The sequence below is a fragment of the Klebsiella michiganensis genome, from assembly GCF_002925905.1.
Classification (GTDB): domain Bacteria; phylum Pseudomonadota; class Gammaproteobacteria; order Enterobacterales; family Enterobacteriaceae; genus Klebsiella; species Klebsiella michiganensis.
Genome location: NZ_PRDB01000017.1, coordinates 127,510 through 149,941, shown reverse-complemented (window position 1 = coordinate 149,941; position 22,432 = coordinate 127,510). Strand labels below are relative to the sequence as shown.

The 22,432-nt window shown below is 55.5% G+C and carries 15 protein-coding genes and 1 tRNA gene; 5 read left to right on the top strand and 11 right to left on the bottom strand.

Annotated features, from left to right (window positions below; translation table 11 throughout):
* Positions 1-44: 44 nt before the first annotated feature.
* Positions 45-132, bottom strand: a tRNA-Ser gene (locus CDA56_RS25810).
* Positions 133-273: 141 nt separating this feature from the next.
* Complete coding sequence (locus CDA56_RS25805; protein ID WP_049083497.1) at positions 274-1,902, bottom strand: ABC transporter substrate-binding protein; 1,629 nt, start codon at positions 1,900-1,902, stop codon at positions 274-276.
* Between the two features lie 267 nt (positions 1,903-2,169).
* On the opposite strand from CDA56_RS25805, the gene yccA reads away from it, so the two are divergent.
* Both yccA and tusE read left to right on the top strand, forming a co-directional pair.
* Complete coding sequence (gene yccA / locus CDA56_RS25800) at positions 2,170-2,829, top strand: FtsH protease modulator YccA (RefSeq protein WP_004100829.1); 660 nt, start codon at positions 2,170-2,172, stop codon at positions 2,827-2,829.
* An 88-nt stretch (positions 2,830-2,917) separates the two neighbouring features.
* Positions 2,918-3,247: a sulfurtransferase TusE gene (tusE, locus tag CDA56_RS25795; protein ID WP_004849563.1), complete on the top strand. Its 330-nt coding sequence runs from the start codon at positions 2,918-2,920 to the stop codon at positions 3,245-3,247.
* Here the strand turns inward: tusE and yccX are convergent.
* From yccX to CDA56_RS25780, 3 genes are read right to left on the bottom strand one after another with little or no spacing between them, the layout of a single operon-like run.
* A complete protein-coding gene (gene yccX, locus CDA56_RS25790) occupies positions 3,244-3,525 on the bottom strand; it encodes an acylphosphatase (protein ID WP_004849561.1) in 282 nt (93 codons plus the stop codon). The two genes, tusE and yccX, sit on opposite strands and share 4 nt — an antisense overlap.
* Positions 3,526-3,574: 49 nt before the next feature.
* Positions 3,575-4,363, bottom strand: coding sequence for a helix-turn-helix transcriptional regulator (locus CDA56_RS25785; RefSeq protein ID WP_064358392.1), 789 nt, complete (start codon positions 4,361-4,363; stop codon positions 3,575-3,577).
* 16 nt (positions 4,364-4,379) lie between these two features.
* Complete coding sequence (locus CDA56_RS25780; RefSeq protein ID WP_014228676.1) at positions 4,380-4,934, bottom strand: YbhB/YbcL family Raf kinase inhibitor-like protein; 555 nt, start codon at positions 4,932-4,934, stop codon at positions 4,380-4,382.
* Between the two features lie 191 nt (positions 4,935-5,125).
* Between CDA56_RS25780 and rlmI the strand changes: the two genes are divergently transcribed.
* The 3 genes from rlmI (at position 5,126) to CDA56_RS25765 (ending at position 7,867) form a co-directional block, all read left to right on the top strand.
* On the top strand, positions 5,126-6,328 hold the full coding sequence (rlmI, locus tag CDA56_RS25775) for a 23S rRNA (cytosine(1962)-C(5))-methyltransferase RlmI (protein WP_064358353.1): 1,203 nt from the start codon (positions 5,126-5,128) through the stop codon (positions 6,326-6,328).
* A gap of 60 nt (positions 6,329-6,388) precedes the next feature.
* The gene (gene hspQ, locus CDA56_RS25770) at positions 6,389-6,706 is read left to right on the top strand and encodes a heat shock protein HspQ (protein WP_009651933.1); all 318 of its coding nucleotides are present in this window, start codon (positions 6,389-6,391) and stop codon (positions 6,704-6,706) included.
* Positions 6,707-7,165: 459 nt separating this feature from the next.
* On the top strand, positions 7,166-7,867 hold the full coding sequence (locus tag CDA56_RS25765; RefSeq protein ID WP_064375144.1) for a helix-turn-helix domain-containing protein: 702 nt from the start codon (positions 7,166-7,168) through the stop codon (positions 7,865-7,867).
* A gap of 13 nt (positions 7,868-7,880) precedes the next feature.
* Here CDA56_RS25765 and CDA56_RS25760 read toward each other — a convergent pair whose 3' ends face one another.
* From CDA56_RS25760 to CDA56_RS25735, 6 genes are all read right to left on the bottom strand, one after another.
* Positions 7,881-8,819: a peptidase gene (locus CDA56_RS25760; RefSeq protein WP_103815011.1), complete on the bottom strand. Its 939-nt coding sequence runs from the start codon at positions 8,817-8,819 to the stop codon at positions 7,881-7,883.
* A 42-nt stretch (positions 8,820-8,861) separates the two neighbouring features.
* On the bottom strand, positions 8,862-12,005 hold the full coding sequence (locus CDA56_RS25755) for a glycosyltransferase (protein ID WP_103815009.1): 3,144 nt from the start codon (positions 12,003-12,005) through the stop codon (positions 8,862-8,864).
* 197 nt (positions 12,006-12,202) lie between these two features.
* A complete protein-coding gene (locus CDA56_RS25750; protein ID WP_004849542.1) occupies positions 12,203-13,408 on the bottom strand; it encodes a beta-barrel domain-containing protein in 1,206 nt (401 codons plus the stop codon).
* Positions 13,405-15,552, bottom strand: coding sequence for a type I secretion system permease/ATPase (locus tag CDA56_RS25745; protein ID WP_046877472.1), 2,148 nt, complete (start codon positions 15,550-15,552; stop codon positions 13,405-13,407). The genes CDA56_RS25750 and CDA56_RS25745 overlap by 4 nt, the downstream gene beginning before the upstream one ends.
* Positions 15,549-16,985: a TolC family outer membrane protein gene (locus tag CDA56_RS25740; protein ID WP_014228671.1), complete on the bottom strand. Its 1,437-nt coding sequence runs from the start codon at positions 16,983-16,985 to the stop codon at positions 15,549-15,551. Before CDA56_RS25740 ends, CDA56_RS25745 begins: the two co-directional genes overlap by 4 nt.
* A gap of 167 nt (positions 16,986-17,152) precedes the next feature.
* Positions 17,153-22,195: an Ig-like domain-containing protein gene (locus CDA56_RS25735; protein WP_103815007.1), complete on the bottom strand. Its 5,043-nt coding sequence runs from the start codon at positions 22,193-22,195 to the stop codon at positions 17,153-17,155.
* Between the last annotated feature and the right edge of the window lie 237 nt (positions 22,196-22,432).

The following is a 22,432-nucleotide window of genomic DNA, read 5'->3' as shown; positions in this document are numbered from 1 at the left end:
TAAAATCAAAACCATTCTTCAAGCTATTGATTTTATTTAGAATTTGGCGGAAGCGTAGAGATTCGAACTCTAGAACCCTTTCGGGTCGCCGGTTTTCAAGACCGGTGCCTTCAACCGCTCGGCCACGCTTCCAATGAGGCGCACTATAAACACCTCTGTTCAGGCTGTAAAGCACCAATTTATTCAACTGCCTTAAAATTAAACAAAAACGCGTTATTCGTCTGAAATTCAGGCAGTTTGCGCAGATTTTCAGCGCAAACCGCCCTCTTCGCGTTAATGTTTTTTGATGTACATATCTTTGGTGTAGTAATACCCCAGCTTATCCGGCGTAAATCCCCCTACCCATGGCTTGACCAGATGGGTGCGCACGTAGTGATAGACCGGAATGGCCGGGACATCCTGACCTAACAGATCCTCCGCCTGCTGGTAGAACTTGCCCCGTGCCGTCGTGTCAGAGGCTTTTGCCGCATTGCGCAGCGCCTCATCGTAGGCCGGGTTGCTGTACTGGCTGGTATTTTCACTGTCGCCGGTGCGGAAGTTATTGAGAAACGTCGCGGCGTCGTCATAGTCGGCTATCCACGCGTAGCGCACGGCGTCAAAATTATGCGTATGCATGGCGTCGAGCATGGTCTTCCACTCCTGGTTTTGCAGCTTCGCCTCAACGCCAAGGTTCTTTTTCCACATTGAGCTGGCGGCGATGGCAATTCGCTGGTGAGATTCGGACGTGTTATAGAGCAGATTAAAGACCAGCGGATGGGTCTCATTATACCCGGCTTCGCTTAATAGCTTTTTCGCCTCGGCGATACGCTTATCGCGTGGCCAGCTGGCGTACTCTGGATTGTGCAGCTTTACCCCGCCGATGTCAGGCTGGCTGATAAGCCAGGCCGGACGCTGCCCCTGCCCCAGCACCTTCTCCGCGATAATGTCTTTATCGAGGGCCATATTCAGCGCCCGTCGTACGCGGGGGTCGTTAAACGGCGGCCGGGTGATGTTGAATTCGTAATAGTAGGTGGCCAGCTGCGGCGAAACATCCAGCTGATCGCCCATGGTTTTTTTGAGCTGGGCAAACTGATTAATCGGTACCGTATACACAATATCGATCTCTCCCGCCTTATAGCGGTTGACGTCGGCGGTTTCAGAGCTTATCGGAAGGTACGTCACCTTATTGATGACCGTATGCGCGTTATCCCAGTAGCGCGGATTGCGCTCGGCCACAATGCGCTCATTCACCACCCACTGCGACAGCTTATAGGGCCCGCTGGTCACCATATGCTCCGGTTTGGTCCATTTGTCGCCGTAGCGCGATATCAGCACTTTATCGAGCGGAACCAGAGACGGGTGCGCCAACATCGCCAAAAACGCCGCATTCGGCTGAGTTAAGGTCACCTCGAAGGTGGCATCATCCAGCGCCTTGACGCCCAGCGTCTCGGGCGCTTTTTTGCCCTGCGCTATCTCTGCCCCGTTGACGATATGCATATTGCCGGGATAGCTCGCGTAAGGCGACGCCGTGAGCGGCGACACCAGACGCTGCCAGCTCCAGACAATATCCTGCGCCGTGATCGCCGTACCGTCGGACCAGGTCACCCCGGGACGCAGGTGGAACGTCCAGACGGTGTTGTCCTTATTCTCCCACTTCTCCGCCAGCCGGGGCTCAATCTCTCCTGTTGGCGATACGCTGACCAGCCCTTCAAAAAGATCGCTGATAATGTTGTTTTCAACGTCGCTTTCCACTTTATGCGGATCCAGCGACGACGGTTCGCTGCCGTTATTTCTGACCAGTTCTTGCTTTTCGGCCAACGCCGTTCCCGGGGGTACCTGAGCGGCCAGCGCCGGGATGACCATGGAGAACAGACCGACGGCCACCAGTACGCGTGTGATGTGATTATATTTTTGTGTTTTCATATCCCTTGCCTTTGTTACGCTTCGTGAGTACCCTCTCCAGAGTTAGTCGCAGAATGGCTATAACGCAATATTTTTCAGTGAGTTATCAGATTTCGATCTGACTCCGGAAGGCGAACAAATAAAAATGCCACTTATCCCGATTTTCCTGGAATAATGTGCTGCATTCAGCCCGCTGACTTTGAGTAAAGATGGGTAAAAGCATTAGGGCTTAGGCCCTGTTTTTTTTATGCTTCGTTATTAATTACATCTGTCATAAGAGAGTGACTCATGGATCGTATAATTACATCGTCGCGAGACCGTTCATCGCTACTTAGCACGCACAAAGTTCTGCGGAACACCTATTTCCTGCTTAGCCTGACGCTGGCATTTTCCGCTATTACGGCGACGGCCAGCACGGTGCTGATGCTGCCTTCTCCGGGTCTGATTCTGACGCTGGTCGGTATGTACGGCCTGATGTTCCTGACCTATAAAACCGCGAATAAGCCAACGGGTATCATTTCCGCGTTCGCCTTTACCGGTTTTCTGGGCTACATCCTGGGGCCAATGCTTAACGCCTACCTGTCTGCGGGTATGGGCGATCTGATTGGCCTGGCGCTGGGCGGTACCGCGCTGGTGTTCTTCTGCTGCTCGGCCTACGTGCTGACCACCCGTAAAGATATGTCCTTCCTCGGCGGAATGCTGATGGCGGGCGTGGTGGTCGTGCTTATCGGTATGGTTGCCAACATTTTCCTGCAGCTGCCGGCTCTGCATCTGGCGATTAGCGCGGTGTTTATCCTGATCTCTTCAGGCGCCATTCTGTTTGAGACCAGCAACATCATCCGCGGCGGTGAAACCAACTACATCCGCGCGACCGTTAGCCTGTACGTCTCGCTGTACAACATCTTCGTCAGCCTGCTGAGCATCCTTGGCTTCGCCAGCAGAGACTAATCCTCTCCCCGTCTGTACTCAGGCCCCGCTTATGCGGGGCCTTATTTTTTGCTACACTGCCGCCATTTTCAGCGGTATGTGAAGAATCATGTTTATCTTTGAAGGCAATGAAATAGAGACCGATAGCGAAGGCTATCTAAAGGACACAACCCTGTGGAACGAAGCGATGGCGGCCGTTATCGCTGAACAGGAGGGCATCAGCCTGTCCGTTGAGCATTGGGAAGTGGTGCGCTTTGTGCGCGACTTTTATCTGGAATTTAACACCTCACCGGCGATTCGTATGCTGGTGAAGGCCATGGCGAACAAGTTTGGCGAAGAGAAAGGCAACAGCCGCTATCTCTACCGCCTGTTCCCGAAAGGCCCGGCTAAGCAGGCGACAAAAATCGCCGGACTGCCTAAACCGGTTAAATGCATCTAATACAAAATGGCGAATTTCTGCCACTCTCTGGTGGGCTGATGGGGCTCGGTCAGAACCCTGTCCACCCGCGCGCTGCGCGGCCCACCGGCCTTCAGCCAGGCAATAAGTTTCTCCACCTGGTCCGGTTCTCCGCAGGCCAGAACCTCCACGCCGCCGTCGTCGAGATTGCGCGCGTATCCCGTTAATCCCAGCTGCAGCGCCTCGCGCTGGGTCGAATAGCGAAACCCGACGCCCTGAACGGAGCCGTATACCCACGCCATCGTGCAAACCGTTGCCATGTTCCCCCCTTTTCGGCCAATGACTCAATACAGAGGATAGCAAATTCCGTCAGCGTACATGCTTAGGTAATAATCCATAGTGCTGACGAAAACGAGCGCTAAAGCGCGAGCCTGACAGGTAGCCGCTGCTTTGCGCAATGTCGCCAATGGGTCGCGACGTCGACTGTAATTGCCCCAGCGCGTAGGCCATACGGACCTCTTCCACGATCTGGCGGAAGCTCCGGGACTCCTGCTGCAAACGACGGCGCAGCGTCGATTCGCCAAGAAAGAGCATTTTAGCCACTTTCGCCACGCTCCACGCTTCGGCAGGCGACAGCATAATAATTTGCCTGACCTGACCGGTTATGTCCTCGCGCCGCTCGTTGAGCAGCGGCCCGGCGTAGCCAGCCTGATACAGCGCCAGCAGCAATCCCATCGCCTGATGGTGCTGCAGCTCGGCGCTGAGCCCCTCCCGTACCGCCCGCAGGACGCTTTGCCACATAAACGACATTTCCGTCGCCAGCGGCGCGCAAAGCGACGTCAGACGACCGGTCTGCGGCTCGCTCATATAGCGGTGCTTAAAATCCGCCAGCAGTTCCGGCGTGAGAGAGAGCAGGTCGGAGCAAAACAGTCCGTTTTCCGGCTGATTAATCACCTCGAGCTCAACCTCGGCGGGCAAAATAATCAGCTGCTGCGGCGTTGCCAGCATCTCGCTGGCACCCTGCACAATGACCTTACTGCCGCGGTTTACCCGGCAGATCGCGGGCGAGAACAGCGTGACGCGGTGCAGTTTGCATAAACGACGGGTAGTGATTTCCGCCGCCGTTAACGCGTTATGGTGAAAATGGATGTTCCGCATCATGCCGCCCTTTTTATTATCTTCCGGCCAGCGCCGTTAACTGCGCGCTGGCGATAGCGTGGCTGTGTAACATAAATCCGACTAACGCCCCGCTGGCCTCGCCATCAATGGGCAACGTCGGGGTATCAAGCGCCCATACCGTAAAGCGGTAGCGATGCGGTTTATCTCCGGCGGGCGGACACGCGCCGCCAAAACCCGCATAGCCAAAGTCATTGCGCCCCTGTATCGCCCCGGCGGGCAGTTTAGCGTTATTTTTGTCTCCGGCGCCAGCGGCTAAGCCAGTCACCTGTTGGGCAATATTCACCACCGTCCAGTGCCACCAGCCGCTCCCGGTCGGCGCATCCGGATCGTAAGCGGTCACCGCGAAACTGCGGGTACCCGCCGGAGCATTTTTCCAGGCGATCTGCGGTGAAATATTGCCGCCGGTGCAGCCAAAACCGCCAAACCAGTGCGTCTGCGCCAACGTCTGGCCGTCGCGCATATCCGCGCTGCTGACGCTAAACGGCGCGGCAATCACCGTCCCGCTCATAATAACCATCATCGCGGCTGCGACCTTCAATCCTGTTTTCATCGTATTTTCCTCCGTAAGGTGAGGAAATACTGTAAGATCCCGGCATGTTTTTTATTGTGCCAAAGCGCCTGCGTTTTGTGCCGAAACGCTCACTTGTCGATACCGGTGGAATGGTGCTTGCCTCAGCCACTTGTGCTAACCTACGCGCCATTTTTTCGGTGCCGACATTCCCGTTGCTTAAAGGTAGCCCCATGACAGACTCCATTTTCCCCCGCTTAGTGTTAACCAAAGGACGCGAGAAATCCCTGCTGCGTCGCCATCCGTGGATCTTCTCCGGCGCCGTCGCCCGGATGGAAGGTAAAGCCCGTTCAGGTGAGACCATCGATATCGTTGATTCGCAGGGAAAATGGCTGGCCCGCGGCGCCTATTCGCCGTCTTCACAGATCCGCGCCCGCGTCTGGAGCTTCGATCGCAATGAAGCCATTGATAACGCCTTTTTCGAACGTCGCCTGCAGCAGGCGCACACCTGGCGCGAGTGGCTGGCGGCCCGCGACGGGCTCGATAGCTATCGCCTGATAGCCGGTGAGTCCGACGGCCTGCCGGGCGTGACCATCGATCGTTTTGGCGACTTTTTTGTACTGCAGCTGCTGAGCGCCGGTGCCGAATACCAGCGGGCGTCGATTGTCAGCGCGCTGCAAACGCTGTTTCCGAACTGCGCTATCTACGATCGTAGCGACGTCGCGGTGCGTAAAAAAGAGGGGCTGGAGCTGGCGCAGGGGCCGGTTGTCGGCGAACTGCCGCCTGCCCTGCTGCCGATTACCGAGCACGGTATGCAGCTGCTGGTAGATATTCAGGGCGGCCACAAAACCGGCTATTACCTTGACCAGCGCGACAGCCGCCTGGCGACCCGTCGCTACGTCGCCGATAAGCGCGTGCTGAACTGCTTCTCCTATACCGGCGGTTTTGCCATCTCCGCGCTGATGGGCGGCTGCCGTCAGGTTGTCAGCGTTGACACCTCGCAGGAGGCGCTGGACGTCGCAAAGCAGAACGTTGAGCTGAACAAGCTGGATCTGTCTAAAGCGGAGTTCATCCGCGACGACGTCTTCAAGCTGCTGCGGAAATATCGCGACGCCGGCGAAAAGTTTGACGTGATTGTGATGGATCCACCGAAGTTTGTTGAAAACAAAAGCCAGCTGATGGGCGCCTGCCGCGGCTATAAGGACATCAACATGCTGGCGATTCAGCTCCTGAATCCCGGCGGCGTCCTGCTGACCTTCTCCTGCTCCGGCCTGATGACCACCGATTTATTTCAGAAAATCATTGCCGATGCCGCCCTGGATGCCGGACGTGATGTACAATTTATAGAACAGTTCCGCCAGGCTGCCGACCACCCGGTGATAGCAACCTACCCCGAAGGACTGTATCTGAAAGGGTTTGCTTGCCGCATCATGTAACTTGAAAAGTGGAGAATCGGCCCGCATATAGCAGGTAATCATGTCTCCCAGGAGGTGCTTATGATAGCCAGCAAATTCGGTATCGGCCAACAAGTTCGCCACACGCTTTTGGGCTACCTGGGCGTGATCGTCGATGTCGATCCCGAGTACTCGCTCACGGAGCCGGAAGAGGATGAAATCGCCGCTAACGACGAACTGCGCCTTGCGCCCTGGTATCATGTGGTGATGGAAGACGATGATGGCCAGCCGATTCACACTTATCTCGCAGAAGCGCAGCTGAGCAGCGAGCCCAGCGACGAACATCCTGAACAGCCGTCGCTGGACGAACTGGCCAGAACCATTCGCCAGCAGCTGCAGGCGCCGCGATTGCGCAACTAGTCATTTGTGGGTTTTACGCCTGGATACCGCCAGGTTTAAAACCCCGTTGGCTATTTTCATCTCCTCCTTGCCGCCGCGTATGCGGCAAATAGGATAAAAAACAAACGCCGCGCTTTTTTATTTAATAAACACATATACCTACCTGACTCACTCCGCTTATCGCCGCGTTAAAAAATCAAAAACGAAGCGAGAAATTCCTCACGCGCAATAACATGACTTTTTGCGCAAAAAGACCAGCCGCAAAAAAAAGATCTACCTGGCTTAAAAAAACAATAAAAAAAATCAATTTATATTGACTAATATGAATTACAGGTTTTAGATTACCAATCGTAATTTATAGCAGGAAAATAATCCTGGCAATGTTCGTTAAGTTGCCAACAGAAAGCATATTATTGATTATTAGACGCGTACAATATCCATTCAATAATATTTTCAACTCATTGTTTTAAAAGGGTAACAATGAAGAGGAATAATCACTCGCTGCTCCGCGATGAAATTTTAAGCAAAGTCGTGAAACCCACCGATCATATTGAAAAATTGATTGAGATAATCGCTAAAGAGCATACGCCCTGCACCATTAGCAAAAAACGCAACATCAGCCTGACGCGGAATGGTGAAAGACAGTGCCTCATTTTATTCGACGGGAGCGTGGCGTTAAAACGCATAAGCGATGGGATGATCCTTAATGCTGAAAGCGCACCGTTTATTTTTGGCGCCAGCTGCCAGCTGGCATATACCCGCCATCTGTATGTTAAAACGAAAGAAACATCGCGCTTACTTTTGATTCCACAACGTTTTTTTCATGAGCAGGTCATCAAATATCATCTCTGGCAATCACTGGCGATGCTGCAGGATTATAGTTCGGCCAAAGTCTATGCCCATTGCATGACGATATCACAACTCTCCGCATACGAAATTATACGTAGCCATCTGCTCGAACTTATTGATGAACCAAATGCAATTAAAAACAACATCACTGCCGTGAATTATATTATGGACCACTCTTTTTTGTCCCGCAGCGGCATCATGCGGGTATTATCGAAGCTGAAGAGTGACGGCTATATCCATTTATCGCGCGGCATCCTGACGGATATTATTGATTTGCCGGAAAAGATGAACAGGCTTTATTCAAAATCCGGGCCCGCGCAGCCAGCAGAATGAGTGAGCATACCGCTTATTTTTTATTCTGCGCCGTCGCGGCTAACGCCTGGCAAATCAGGCGACTGTACCGCCCGTCGCGCTGCTGCTGCTCACTCCAGCGGATATTGGGCAGCTTCATTTCACCAGAAATGCGCCGGCTGCTGAGCGCAAGCTGCTGAAAAAAAGGCGCCAGCATCGCGCCGCCGGGCACCGTCCGGGTTTGAAACACCGGGCTGCCGTCGACATAGCGATACGCCAGCGCGTTATCCGGCACCAGCGTGGCGGCAAACGCCTGCTGCGCATAGCTGGCCCAAAAGGTGGCCGCGCTATAGCCGCGAGAAACGTTGCTCTCGCAGGCAACCTCCCCGGGTGAAGGCACGACTCTTTCCTGCGCGGGTCTGAAGGTATTTTCCATCCAGCGCGCCATACCTTCCAGGTACCATTTCTGTTTAAAAACCCCGTAGCCGTATTGATACAAATGAAATAACTCATGCGCTGGCGTAATGTTGCGCGCCGGCCGCAGCGCGGCGTTAAGGACAATTTTTAAGCCGCAGGGCAGCGCCGTTCCGTCACCCATGGTTTCTGCCGCCACCCGATCGAAGGCCAGGCCGTGACCTTTGGGGAGCGTCAGCAGGTAGATGTTGATCTGTCGGGCCTGGCGATAAATTTTCTGCTGCAGCGGCGAGCGCAGGCCCAGCAGCGAGGTGTAGAGATATTTCGCAGCCTGGAGCTGGCTCGCAATGTCTTTCACGACATCCGGCACGCCCTCGCCGGTACTATCCTGCGGATATTGCAGGGCGTCCCTACCCTGCAGGCTGTAGTAAATATGAAAGTCATCCACGACGTGCGCTTTTTCCAGGCTATGCCCATGAAGCAAAGAGCCGGGAACGCAGCGGGAAACCTGCACCACATCGCGCGCCAGCAGCGGCGAACAGCAGCAGGATGCCAGCAGGAGCGCGATGACTCGCCTCATCGCCACGCCTGAGGGCCGCGGGAATAAAAAAGGCGCTGACGGTTAGCCAACGTTAACCGCCCGAGGACGCTTTTTTTCCAGCCCGTTTCCGCGCTCCGCGCCGGCATCCAGCTGACGCTCGCTTGTCTGCAGCCATGCCGCCCAGCGTCCGGCGATAGCGCTGCCGTAGTAGCGCTGGGCGTTGCGCAGCGCGGCCTGCTGCATACTTTGCTGCAGCGACTTGTCGGAGATAACGGCGATCAGCGCCGCCGCCAGGGCCTCCTCATCGCCGCAGGGCACCAGAATCCCCGCCTCCCTGTCCTGCAGGATGTCGCGCGGGCCGTACTTAATGGCAAAGCTAATCAGCGGCGTACCGTAGGCCATCGCCTCCACGGCGGAGAGAGACTGCCCCTCCTGAGTCGAACAAAGTACCGCGCAGCAGGCCGTTTTATGCGCCTGCGCGATGTCGGAGGTGAAGCCGTTGATATGGATCGCCTTCTCCAGCCCCCACTCCGCCACCCGCGCGCTTAAGCTGCGCCGCAGCGGACCGACCCCGTAGGTGTGCAGCTGCGCATCGGGGATCGCCGTCAGCACTTTACGAAAGGCGTTCAGCAGCAAGGCATGCTGCTTCTCTTCCGAGTAGCGCGCCAGATAAATGACCGTCTGCGACGGCGCTTTCTGCGGGTTCGCCGGAATATTGCCGTTATCGAGATGATTGGGGATCACCGCCATCCGCGCGGCCGGGAAACCCTCCAGCTGCAGGTCCTGCCACTGCTCATCGGTGAGGACAATCAGCCGATCGACAAGCTCCGGCTGTTCGAGGATATGCCGGTAGGAGCTTTTCAGCGCGCCGTTAGACAGCTGATGATGGGAGTGAATAATCGCGCTCAGCGTACACGCCATGCGCTGTGCGGGCCGCGAGCAGACGAAGCTTTTCCACGTTTTATTTTTATCGACGATAAAATGCCAGCGCCCTTTTTCCGCCAGCCGGGTTTCCAGCATCCACGCATAAAACGCCTCTTCCTGAGCAAAGCGTTTGACTTCACCGCCCGCCAGGGCAATTTCAAGATGGCTTAGCTGCACGTTGCCCTTTTTCTCGTCAAGGCTTTTGCGCAGCAGAATATTGCCGGCGCTATCAATGTAGTCTTCGATGATTCTCCCCTGCGGACGCAGCAGGAAGTTGTGTTTACCCACCGCGACATCCGCGCCGGGATTGACGGCATGCCTGAGCTCGATATTGCCCACCAGCGGCGCCAGCGCAGCGATCGCGTTCATCTCAAAGCAATCGCTGAGCCACTCATAGAGGTTATAAACCGGCACCTCTTCGGGCAGCGCGCCGCGTGCTTTCAGCGCCCGCACCGCTCTGGACAATTCGGGATTCCACGTCGCGGTAACTATCCAGGGCACGGTGCGCAAATGTTCGGTAAAGAGCTTCGCCCGCCGCATGGCCGCCACCTCAATACCGTTGCCGACGTCGCGCAGCGTCTCCAGCAGAAAAACGGGGATCGCGTTATTCAACGGCGGCGCGTCGTCCTGCGGGAGCAGCGGCTTTTTTGCCGCTAAATGGTATTTCTGATAGGCGATAAAACCGGAAAGGTAGTGCTCGACGTCATCGATACGCACGCGGTAGCTGTGGTGGCGAATAAAGAAGCTGTTGACGATCCGTGCGGGATTTTTAAAAAACATCGCCAGCTCAGGCCAGAAGAAGCCGTTCAGCAAATAGCGCGCCCGAACTTCCAGCGCCTGCCAGAACTTCTGCTGGTCAAAATCCGCCAGCAGATGGCGATGCTCGGGCGAGGCGTCCAGACGGGTCACCATCTCAGACGCCGCCATCATTAATTCCAGCAGCGTGGGATAGGTGGTGACGCGATGCAGCACAAAATCAAGATGATCGCGCACGTTGTTCAGGCCAAAGCGAAAGTACTTCTCTTCCGGGCGAAAGCGGGTTAACTCATTAACGCAGTAGCTCAGCCAGTGGTCATGGTGCTGCCAGTGCTTATTTTTAATGAAATAGGCGAAGGCTTTTTCCACCATCTCCAGCCACTGCGGCGCTTTGGTCAGGCCGTACAGGCGCATAAGAGCAAAAGCCGCTTCGCCATCGTAATAAATGATGCGGAATTTGGTTTTCAGCGACAGATCGTGGCTATTCAATACGTGAACAAACTGGCCGCTGAGCGGATCCTGCATAAAGGCGATGCCGGTCGCCAGCTGCGCCATCAGCGGCAGATATTGCCGGTCTCCGGTCGTTTCGGTGTATTTCACCAGCGCCAGGATGCTTACCGCGTTACCGCCGAGCTTGATCTCATCGCCCACGTCGCAGAGAAACGCCGCCTCGCGGCCATCGTCCAGCGTCCGTACTTCAATCAGCGTGTTAACCAGGTACGCAATCGCGCGGTCTATCGCCTGACGAACCGACGGCTGACGGGTCGCTTCCCAGCCCTCAATCAGCGAATAGGTGGAGCTGGCGTGGCGCAGCGCGTTATAGGATCGGACCGGGCGGTCGAAACAGGGAAACCAGCCGTAATGGTAGAGGCCGTCTTGCTTTACCTGACGGGCAAGATAATCGGTGCCTTTTTTAATCACCTCGGCGAGGCACTCGTCCTGCCAGTTTTCCCCGATAACGCGATAGCCGGAACCTCGCCCGCTCTGCTCCATCACTTTTGTCCCAAAACGATCGCAGAAGATCCCCTGCGTTTTAAAGCGCCAGAGCGGCTGCTGCGGATCCTGCGGCCAGCTAAGCGTCTGTTTAAACCGCCGCCGGGCGTAGTTTTCCAGATTGACGCTATTCGGCGCCACGACGCCGTTATCGCCATCGTAGAGCAGCGCGTTGCCGGCAATTTCCTGCTCGAGCATTGCGCAATTAAACTGCGGGTCAAACGCGAGGCCAAAGCGAAAATAGTTACGCTTGGTGACCATGAATTTTTCATTGAGGGATTGCCAGCTGAGCTTTTCCACGCTGTCCACGACGTCAACCCGCAGCCACTGCGGTTCGCGGTCCTGTTTTTTACGCCACTCCTGCAGCGCTCTGGCCCCCGCCAGCCACGCGAGATCGAAGCTGGTACCGCGAGAAATATGCATATGTGCGCGTGATTGGCCATCGCTGACGCTAAAGAAGATTACCCATGCCGGATAGTCAGAAGGCAATACGGTGGATTTTAATTTTTTCGCCTGAAAGCAGGCTTGTTGCAGTAAATCACTTAGCGCCATCTTCCCCTCTCCGTTTATTCAAGAATGCGTTGAATGTTTAAAAATTATTATCAGAGACTGCAAACAAACCCATTTTAGATATTGCGCCGATGGCTCGGCCCGGCACACTCCCCGGAGGCAGCGCTCAACGCGCCTTATCCGGGCTAGCGGACCGCAAACGGCGATGGCCCGTAGCCGATAAGAAGCTCGCCCGTTGATTAACGTTCCCTTAAGGCTTCTTTTGCCCGATTAAACGGTTTGACCAGATAATCCATGACCGTTTTTTCGCCGGTCTTAATATCAACGGTGGCAATCATTCCCGGGCCAATTAAAAAACGCTTGCCGCTTTTATTTTCCAGGTAATCATAGTCAGTGCGAATAAACACCCGATAGTAGTAAACATCCGGTTTAGCTTCATCCTGAGTGGTATCCGGCGATATGGTTTCCACCACGCCGTTCAGCGCGCCATAGATGGCATAATCATAGGCGGTAATTTTCACCAGCGCCTGCTGGTCAGGATGAATAAAAGCGATATCACGAGGTGAAATTCGCGCTTCGATTAATAACCGGCCATCGACCGGAACAATTTCCATCAGCTCGCCGTTGGGCGCAATAACCCCACCAATCGTATTGACCTTAATATTTTTAACGATCCCCTGCACCGGCGAACGGACGGTTAAGCGCGTGACCGAATCGGCGCGCCCCTTTATCACTTCCGCCAGGCTGGCCACGTCGGCATTGGCTTTTGACAGCTGTTCACGCGCGTCAACAAAATAGCGGGTATTGAGATCGATCTTTTTAAAACTAATATCCGCGACCTGCTGCCGAAGACGCAGCACTTCGACATTGCTCGCCGCCCCGGTTTTCGCCAGCCTTTCGGTGATGGCCAGTTCGCTATTCACCAGTTTTAACGACTCATCCAGCTGGCGCGTCGATTTGCTCAGCTGCTCTTTGCGGCTATGGTACAGACGCGTCTCCTCCGCCAGCAGCGCGGGCCAGGCTTTCAGGGAGTCGGGAAACGCCAGCGGCTGATTGTTCACCTCGGCGGTTAAGCGAATGCTCGCCGCCAGCGAGGCGCGATATTTCGCCTGGCTTTCGCCGACGTTAGATTCGCTGCGGGTGGGATCGAGGCGCGCCACAACCTGTCCGGCTTGTACCTTGCTGCCTTCTCGTACGTTCAGCTCGGTTAAAATACCGCCGTCGAGGGTTTGTATCACCTGCTCCCGCGAGCTGGGGATCACTTTTCCGGTACCGGTTGAGACTTCGTCCAGTACCGCGAACCATGCCCAGACGCCGCCCACCAGCAGCATAACGGCCAGCAGGAGAATCAGCCGCCGCGATTTAACAATTTTCGCCTCGTCTTCTTCGCTATCCGGCAGCAGCGCCACCGGGTCGTGATCGGCCATCAGGGGGATTTTATTCATATATTCACCACCTGGCCGCGGGCTTTCTCTTGCTCAAAAACCGTTGCTTTGGGTTTATCCAGCGCCAGCTGCCCGTCCTGGATAACCAGGATCCGGTCGACGATATTAAGCACCGCCGCTTTATGCGTGGCGATGATCATCGTTCGATCGCCGGCCCACTGCGCCAGCTGTTCCACAAAGGCCTTTTCCGTTCGCTCGTCGAAAAACGAGGTCGGTTCATCGAGCAGGATAATGTTCGGATCGCGCAGCAGCGTCCTGGCCAGCAGCAGCGACTGCCGCTGGCCGCCTGAAAGCCCCAGCCCGCCTTCCATAATGACGTGTTCAAGACCGAGGGGCAGTTTGCGCACAAACTCCAGCGCGCCGCACAGGGTAAGCACCGAGAAGATTTCATCATCCGTCGCCGCCGGTCGCCCGAGGATCAGGTTCTCGCGCAGGGTGCCGTGGAACAGCCGCGCCTCCTGGGTCAGCAAGGTGGCGTTGCGGCGAATATCCGCGAGGTCGATCTGCGGCAGGCTTAAATCATCCAGCCGCAGCTCGCCCGAAACCAGCTCGACGTTGCCCATCATCGCCTGCAGCAGGGTCGATTTACCGGCGCCGATTCGCCCAAGGATGGCGATTCTCTCGCCGGCTTTAATGGATAACTGGTTGATACGCAGCGGGATCGCGGCATCGTTAAGGCCGTAGCGGAATTCCGCCTGCCGGAACTCGTAGTTGCCGTGCAGCACGGCGCGGTGAACCCGGGTTTCGTCCTGCCCCCCTTCGACCGGCAGCGCCATCAGGTTATCAAGGCTGGCCTTCGCCGTTTTCACCTGCTGCCAGCGAGCGAGTACGCCGCACAGCGCGGTCATCGGCGCCACCATGCGGGTCGAGAGCATTGATGCCGCCACCATCGCCCCGGTGGTGATGTCGCCATTAATCACCAGCGGCGCGCCGACCACCACCACCGTGGCATAGAGCAGGTTTTGCACCGACATTCCCCAGCTGACCAGGCCGTGGGTGAGCCTGCGCGTTTTGACCCCCGACTCGGCGGTAATGGCAATATAACTATTCCACTGATGCAAAAAGCGGCTTTCCGCCTGCATCATTTTGATGTCCTGCAACCCCTGAATGCTTTCCACCAGAATGGCGTTACGCAAGGTATTTTCATGCTGGTTTTTATTGGCCAGCGCCGCGAGCTTGCGCTGCAGCAGCAGGCCGGGCAGGATCATCAGAATCGTCGCCACCGGCGCAATCCAGCTTAGCCACGGCGAGACGATAAACAGCACCACCTGAAACAGCAAAAAGAACGGTAAATCCGCCACGATGGTCATCATCGTTGAGGTCATCATTTCGCGCACCTGCTCCAGCTCGCGGATTTGCGAAATAAAGCTCCCCGTCGAGCGCGGTACCGCGCTGTTTTTCAGGCGCAGCGCGTGGCCGAAGACCCGGTCAGAAACGCGAATATCCCCGCGTTTGCCGAGCAGATCCGTGACGTGCCCGCGCATAATTTTCAGCACAAAAGCAAATACCGCCGCCAGCAATACGCCGCTGAACAGGACATAAAGAGTGGGATAAGACTGCGCCGGGATCACCCGATCGTAAACCTGCATCGAAAACAGAATACCGCTCAGCGCAAGAACGTTTATGGCAAAAGACGCCAGCATCACGTGCAGATAGGGGCGAATATCTTTCAGCACAATTTTGCGCAGCCAGTCCGGCTGAAAGCGGGCCAGGTAGCTCTCGGTGCGAATATCCCTTTCCGGCGCTGACGGGCGAAACGCAATGGTCTTTTCAATTTCCGGCAGCAGGGTTTCCAGCGGGCAGTAGCTGAGCAGCGCGAGCTCCTTCACAAACCGCACCCCGACGGCGTTATTAACGTCAAAGCTTTCGAGCACGGCGACTTGCCCGTCGCGCAGCTGGACGACCAGCGGTAGCCGCCAGGCCGACATTTTCTCATCGCCCGGAGATAAAAACTGGCAGTTTAGCCCGGCGTGGCGCGCCAGGTGCCGGAGCGCCTCCGGCAGGGTTTTCTGCGTCGCCCACTCGGCGGCGGCATGCAGCGTGCCGGGAGAAAAGCTTTGTCGATAGTGGTTGGCAATAAAAGCAATCGCATTAGACCAATCGAGCAAATGCGGTATCCCGGCGCGTTCGTTTTGTGAGGTCATGGGCGGATCTCCACGCCCTGGATATTTTGCTTTTCCAGCGCGAACACCGAGCGCATCTTGCCGGTGCTGAACAGGCAGTCCAGCTCCAGCGAACGCAGTTGTGATTCCGTCAGGACCTGGCTAAATCTGGCCTGGTAAATTTCCTGATCGACGTTGAGCAGATCCAGCAGCGGCCGCGAGCCGAGCTGAAGATACTGATCCTGATACAGCGCCCGGGTTTGCTCACCCAGCTGCTGCTGACGTTTCTGAATCCCCAGCGACTGGGCAAGATTAACCGCTTCATCGCGAGAGGCGTTCAGCTTCTGGCTGGCGTCCAGCTGGGCGGTTTTGATCGCCGCATTCGCCGCCGCCAGACTTTGCTGGGCGGCGTCGCGGGAGGCGGTCATCGCACCGCCCTGATAGATGGGCATTTGCACTTTCACCCAGGCGGAGTATTGCGTTTTATTCAGTACCGCGCTGTTGGCGTAGTTATCGTTGAGGTAATGGGTGACTTCCGGCTCAAGGGAAATCGTCGGCAGCATTTGCGCGTTGGCGTTATCCAGCTGAGCCTGAGCCTGGCCGGCCTGGGCCAGCGCCGCTAATACCGCCGGAACAGAGCGGTAATCGATTTTGGATACCGCGCAGGCGGCGTCCATCCCCTGCGGAAGGTCATCCGTCACCGTGGCAATGCCGCCGATGCCGATATAGGTCGCGAGCGTGGCTTTCCAGCGCTGAAGGGCCGCCTGATATTGCAGGAGCGTAGATTGCGCGCCCTCCACGCGGGTATCGGTCTGCACAACGTCCGATAATGATGACGCCCCCGCATCGTTGCGCTGGCGAATAAGATCGCCAATCTGTTTAAGCGAATCGACCTGCGCTTTAGCGATGTCGACCAGCTTTTGATAGCCCTGCACCTGCACTACCGCCGCGGCGGTGTCGTGAGCGACCTGGTCGATATTCAGCATGACGGTGGCCTGCTGCTGGGCCACGCCGGAGTCGGCGGCTCTGACCGAACTGGACACTTTGCCGAAGTCGTAAAGCATTTGCGATACCGAGACGACCAGCGATGGCGTATATCCGGCATCAGAATAAGTATTACTATAACCATTATTCATACCCGCACTAATTTGCGGGTAATATTTGGCTTTCGCCACGTCAACTTTCTGCGCCATTTCCTGGAGTTTGCTGACCTCCTGGGTAATCGCCGGATGCCAGTTGACCGCATTTTTTACCGCTTTTTTAATATCCAGCGGGCCGGATATTCGGGTCTGGCTATTAATAATCTCTTCATTGTACCCCGCGACCTGTTGGCTATCGGTTAAACGCTGGCTGCTAATATCATTCGGCATCAAGTATGAATTTTCCGCATGACCTGAAAACGGCGGATTCAAAGCAATAAAGAGAGCGGTATAGCCGCAGGTTATGACATTCCTTTTTTGTTTAAATAGACGCATCAAATTTACCCTTCAGAATTCACGCACTGAAAAAACGGATATAATAATTTCCGCATCATTATTTTTATTAAATAACGGTCTGCTATCTCCCGGATCGCTGCCCGATTCATTCCTCCGCAATAAATAATCTGGACGGCACTTCCGTGTGCCGTTCGCTATAACGCCGATTAGTTGGAGTTATTTGTATCAAGCAGCTCGTTGAGCGAATTGATATGCACCCCTTCCAGCGTAATTAAGGTTGTTGATTGATGGTCACCGGCCCCGCCGTCGCGGTCGATGGATACCACCGTGTTATTGCCAACGTAGCTCAGGGTCACATAGTTGCCCAGACTGCTGCTGTTCCCATCCCAGTCAACCAGCAGCGCCGACACATCGATATGATCCCCTTGCGCAACCGAGAAATCCTTCCAGGTATCGCTGCCGTTGCCGCCGGTATTGTCATCGGCCAGCAGGTTGTAAACCACCGTGTCGGCCCCGATACCCAGGGTGAAGGTATCGTCATAAGCGGTGCTGTGGATATCGTCGCCGTTCACGCTGCCGGTAATCTGCGGATGCAGATCGATGGTCAGCGTCGCCGCGGAAGAAACGCCATTGCTGTCGTTTACCGTGTAGGCGAAGACCTCCTTGTGCGTGATTGTCGACACATCCATCCCTGCCTTCAGACTGTAGGTATAAGAACCATTATTCGCCATCGTCAGGGTGCCATAGTCACCGTAAATTGTGACGCTGCTTCCGGTTACTGCGCTACCGTTGCTGGTGGTGATACTGCCATTACTGTTGAAGGTCCAGGATTCGGCACTGCCAGAGGAAGTATGTCCGGCGACGGTGTATGAGGCATACAGCACGCCATGGAAATCTTCCGTACCGCCCGAGTTGTTTCCGTTCTGGATATTCCCGCTGACGTTGGTTCCTGCCACCGTATAATGCGTTGCGGTATCGAACGTTGTACCGGTGATAGAAGCTCCAACCGTATAATTCGGCGCTGGCGTTAAGAAAGAATCCAGAGTGGCGGTGGCTTTCGAAGCCAGGACCATCTCGTAATTTCCTTCGCTCAATGCCACACCCGTTAGCGTTAGCGTATCCGTAGCGCTAGCTGTTGCGCCGATAATCGTGGTCAGATTTTCTGTCGGTACCCCCTGCCACACCAGAACCTTACTGCCGTCGCCGAGCACATGATAAATACTGACCGTGCTGTCAATCCTGACGGTATTGACCACCGAGCCACTTGCGGTGTAGTTCACATTCACCGAGAGGGTATCCATTTCGCGATCGGCCCCCACGCTAAAGCTAATCGACTTACTCGCTGATACTCCGCCCGTTGTCGACTTACCGCTTGTGTTCAGCCCCGCGGTGTCAATCGCCGGAACATTCACCGTTGCCAGCGCCGTTGCCACGTTCAGCGCAACGACATCATTCACCGCCAGCGAAGCCGGGCTGTCGATATCGATCGTCAGCGTCGTGCTCGCCGTGTGGCCCAGACTGTCGGTTATGGTGTAGGTAAAGACCTCCGATTGGCCGACGCTATTCACTCCGCCGTACGGCTGATAGGTATAGCTACCGTCGCTATGGATGGTCAGCGATCCCCAGGCACCGGCTATCGTCGTTCCGCTGCTGGTGACCGATACCGGATCGGCGTCGGTCACCGAGGTGGCGGTGACGCTCGTCACCTTAATATTTACCCCGGTGTCCGCCACATCGCCGTCGCCATCGCTTTGCAGGACGTTCCCCGTCAGGCTGTCGGTGTGATAGCCCTCAGAGTCGGTGACCGACACGTTGACAAAGGTGCCCAGGTTCAGGTCCAGCAGCGCGCCCAACAGACCGCCGGTATTCGGTGAAGAGACCACCGCCGTGTACGACCCTGAAGGTAACATTGAGGACCAGCCGCCGCCGCTATAGCCCAGGCTGAGACCCAGTCCATTAACATTGATGTTGACGGCGTTGGTCAGAACCTGCACCACTTCGCCGGTCGCCTTATCGACGATAGAGAGATCCGCCGTAAAGGACGATGCGCCACCCAGCAGGCTCAGCAACGTGCTCAGGGCCGCGCCCAGGCTCAGGCCGGTGGTCCCAGAGACAGCGAGCAGCACTTTTTCGTTTGCCCCCGCGGCGACGTCAAAGTCAAAACTATTGCCGTTGAGTAAGCCAACGTTGACGGAACCAAGTAACGAGACGCCGACAAGTTGGCCAACGGTACCGCTTTCTCCGTTGAGGGTATCGAACGTCGCGGTCAGATCTGTTTCCTGAGCATCCGGATTGGCCTGCGCCGGTTCGATGTTGCCGCCGATATTAATCGTCAGGTTAGTCGTCGAGGTATTGCCCGCTTCATCGGTAATGGTATAGCTAAAGACATCCGATTGACCGATAGCGGCCCCGCCTTTGGTCAACTGGTAGCTATAGCTGCCATCAGAGTGAATCGTCAGTACCCCATAAGCCCCGGTGATATTGACGCCAGCGCTGGTCACGTTAACCGGGGTCGATCCGTCGACGGAGTCAGATACCGCGCTGGTGACCGAGATGCCCTGACCGCTATCCTGCATATCGCCGCTGGCTGTGGTATCCAGCACGTTACCTTCAATGGCGCCGACGCTGTAGCCAACCGAATCCGTCACGTCCACGTTGACGAAGCTTGCCACCTGGGCCGCCGCCAGCGCGTTGATCAACGATACCAGGGGGCCGTTACTTTCCGGCGCAGAGATAACCATGGTGTAGTCGCCCGCCGGCAGATTGGCGAAGGAGACCGTGCCGTTATAGGAGAGCCCGCCAAGCAGGCTCGCCGAGATAGAGACGCTGTTTTCCGCAATCGCCACGACTTCGCCGGTGGCCGTATTCACCACCGACAGATCGGCCGTCAGGGTATTTCCTGCTCCCAGCAGGTTGACGATAGTGGTCAGCAATCCGCTCGCCGTCAGCAGCGAGTTGCCGTTCACCGATACCGTCATATCCTCAACGGTTCCGGAACCCACGCTAAAGCGCAGATTATTGCCCGACAGCAGCGAGACATCGACGGTGCTGAGTAACGTCAGGCCAACCAGTTGACCGCTGGTACCGCTGACGTTGTTCAGGTTACCTTCCAGCGCGACAACGTCCGGGCTGTTGCTATCGGGGATGGCCTCGATATCGCTGTCGGAATCCGAGTCGCTGTCAGAGTCCGAGTCACTGTCAGAGTCAGAATCGGAATCACTGTCAGAATCGGAATCACTGTCAGAATCGGAATCGCTGTCCGAATCAGAATCGCTGTCGGAGTCCGAGTCGCTGTCGGAGTCGCTATCAGAATCCGAATCGCTGTCTGAATCCGAGTCAGAGTCACTGTCAGAATCTGAGTCGCTGTCAGAATCCGAGTCGCTGTCAGAATCCGAGTCGCTGTCGGAATCGGAGTCGCTGTCTGAGTCCGAATCACTGTCGGAGTCAGAGTCGCTGTCGGAATCCGAATCACTGTCGGAGTCGGAGTCGCTGTCGGAGTCCGAGTCGCTGTCGGAGTCGGAATCACTGTCAGAGTCCGAGTCGCTGTCGGAGTCGGAATCACTGTCAGAGTCCGAATCGCTGTCGGAATCCGAGTCACTGTCAGAATCTGAGTCACTGTCGGAGTCAGAGTCACTGTCTGAATCCGAGTCGCTGTCGGAGTCGGTGTCATCGCTAAGATCGACAGTTAATATAAATATCGGGGATCGTTCGCTGACGTTGCCGGCCAGATCGGTCACCGTGGTGCTCAGGCTATGGGATCCTTCAGCCAGGGCGTCAGGAGTAAAGCTCCAGCGTCCGTCCTCGTCCGCAATCGCGGTGCCCAGTACGGTATCACCGTCATAAATTGTGATCGTGGCGCCCGCTTCCGCCGTACCGCTCAAGGTTGGTGTATCATCATCCGTCACGCTACCGCTGTTCAGTGTACCCGTGTCTTCTCCTGCATTATCAGTTACCTGCAGATCGCTAACCGGGTTCACTATAGTGTCTACCGTCAGTTCAAACGCCGGCGAACGTTCGCTGACGTTCCCGGCTTTGTCCGTTACCGTAGTGCTCAGGCTGTGGGCGCCTTCCTCCAGACTAGCTGGCGTGAAGCTCCAGCGTCCATCCTCGCCGGCAACCACTGTGCCCAGCACGGTGTCGCCGTCATAGATCGTCACCGTGGATCCCGCTTCCGCCGTGCCGTTCAGGGTGGGCGTCGCATCGTTAGTCAGATCCCCGCTCTGCAGCTGGCCGGTGTGCTCTGCAACATTGTCGGTTACCTGCGGAATGCTGGCTGCCGGCGCAGTGGTATCGATGGTCAGTTCAAACGCCGGCGAACGTTCGCTGACGTTGCCGGCTTTGTCCGTCACCGTCGCGCTCAGGCTATGGGAACCCTCGCTCAGCTCCGGTAACGTGAAGCTCCAGTTGCCATTTTCATCCGCGACGACAGAACCCAGTTTGGTATCGCCGTCATAAATCGTTATCGTTGCCCCAGCCTCTGCTGTCCCTTTAATCTCCGGGGTCGTATCGTCAGTGACATCACCAGAATGCAGCACACCGGTGATGGGGCCCACATTGTCAATGACCGCTATGTTCTGTGCCGCGGTAGGTAGCTCGGTATCAGTATCGGAGTCGCTGTCAGCATCAGAATCACTATCCGCGTCGCTGTCAGCATCCGAATCACTATCTGAATCCGAGTCGGAATCACTGTCAGAATCGGAATCACTATCTGAATCAGAATCACTGTCTGAATCAGAGTCGCTATCGCTGTCAGCATCCGTATCACTGTCGGAGTCTGAATCACTGTCAGCATCAGAATCGCTTTCAGAAACCGAAGAGTGGTGGTCTTTGTTTGAGGTGCCGGCGAACATTGCCGCAATACCCAGCAAAGCCGCACCAGCCATGACCCAACCGGCAATACTTTGTCCCGCGCCACCGGTCGCGATGACTTCTGAAAGATCGCTAATCAGCGAATAGTGTGCCCCATCGGTACCCGCACCTTCTAGCCACCATAGCGCGCCGGTCTCATCATCCATAAGAACCAAATCACTGTGCTGTCCATGCTCATCCACAACGAAAAAGTTTTTAATTGTAACGGTGTCACCGTTTTGGAGTTTTAGAACAAGATCATTACCTTGTCGGGTATATGAACGAATATCCTCACGCTTAACGTGCAGGAGGACCACTGACTGCGTATTGAGATTAACTTGATTGCCATCGACGGTGTATTCAGCACCAGTTTCTTTCACTGTCACATTTATATTTTTCATCAGGTTGCACCCTTGAGATGAAGACGCAGTCAGAGGTATGAGATAATTCTTAATTATGCATCTTATTAGATATACCACTTAACGGAGTCCCGCAAGGTGAAAGCAAAATAATCCAATTACATTCTGTAATAAATTAAATTACTTAAATTACAACAACTTAAAATAATAAACTTACATTTTGAGATGTTAATATAGACCATAAGAAAAATGATTGCTCACGGTTATTACAATGAAGAT

Coding starts and splice junctions, on each gene's coding strand:
- rlmI (WP_064358353.1), top strand. CDS start 5,126: ATGACAGACTCCATTTTCCCCCGCTTAGTGTTAACCAAAGGACGCGAG.
- CDA56_RS25740 (WP_014228671.1), bottom strand. CDS start 16,985: ATGCGTCTATTTAAACAAAAAAGGAATGTCATAACCTGCGGCTATACC.
- CDA56_RS25745 (WP_046877472.1), bottom strand. CDS start 15,552: ATGACCTCACAAAACGAACGCGCCGGGATACCGCATTTGCTCGATTGG.
- CDA56_RS25765 (WP_064375144.1), top strand. CDS start 7,166: ATGAAGAGGAATAATCACTCGCTGCTCCGCGATGAAATTTTAAGCAAA.
- CDA56_RS25780 (WP_014228676.1), bottom strand. CDS start 4,934: ATGAAAACAGGATTGAAGGTCGCAGCCGCGATGATGGTTATTATGAGC.
- hspQ (WP_009651933.1), top strand. CDS start 6,389: ATGATAGCCAGCAAATTCGGTATCGGCCAACAAGTTCGCCACACGCTT.
- CDA56_RS25750 (WP_004849542.1), bottom strand. CDS start 13,408: ATGAATAAAATCCCCCTGATGGCCGATCACGACCCGGTGGCGCTGCTG.
- CDA56_RS25755 (WP_103815009.1), bottom strand. CDS start 12,005: ATGGCGCTAAGTGATTTACTGCAACAAGCCTGCTTTCAGGCGAAAAAA.
- CDA56_RS25785 (WP_064358392.1), bottom strand. CDS start 4,363: ATGCGGAACATCCATTTTCACCATAACGCGTTAACGGCGGCGGAAATC.
- yccX (WP_004849561.1), bottom strand. CDS start 3,525: ATGGCAACGGTTTGCACGATGGCGTGGGTATACGGCTCCGTTCAGGGC.
- CDA56_RS25805 (WP_049083497.1), bottom strand. CDS start 1,902: ATGAAAACACAAAAATATAATCACATCACACGCGTACTGGTGGCCGTC.
- tusE (WP_004849563.1), top strand. CDS start 2,918: ATGTTTATCTTTGAAGGCAATGAAATAGAGACCGATAGCGAAGGCTAT.
- CDA56_RS25760 (WP_103815011.1), bottom strand. CDS start 8,819: ATGAGGCGAGTCATCGCGCTCCTGCTGGCATCCTGCTGCTGTTCGCCG.
- yccA (WP_004100829.1), top strand. CDS start 2,170: ATGGATCGTATAATTACATCGTCGCGAGACCGTTCATCGCTACTTAGC.
- CDA56_RS25735 (WP_103815007.1), bottom strand. CDS start 22,195: ATGAAAAATATAAATGTGACAGTGAAAGAAACTGGTGCTGAATACACC.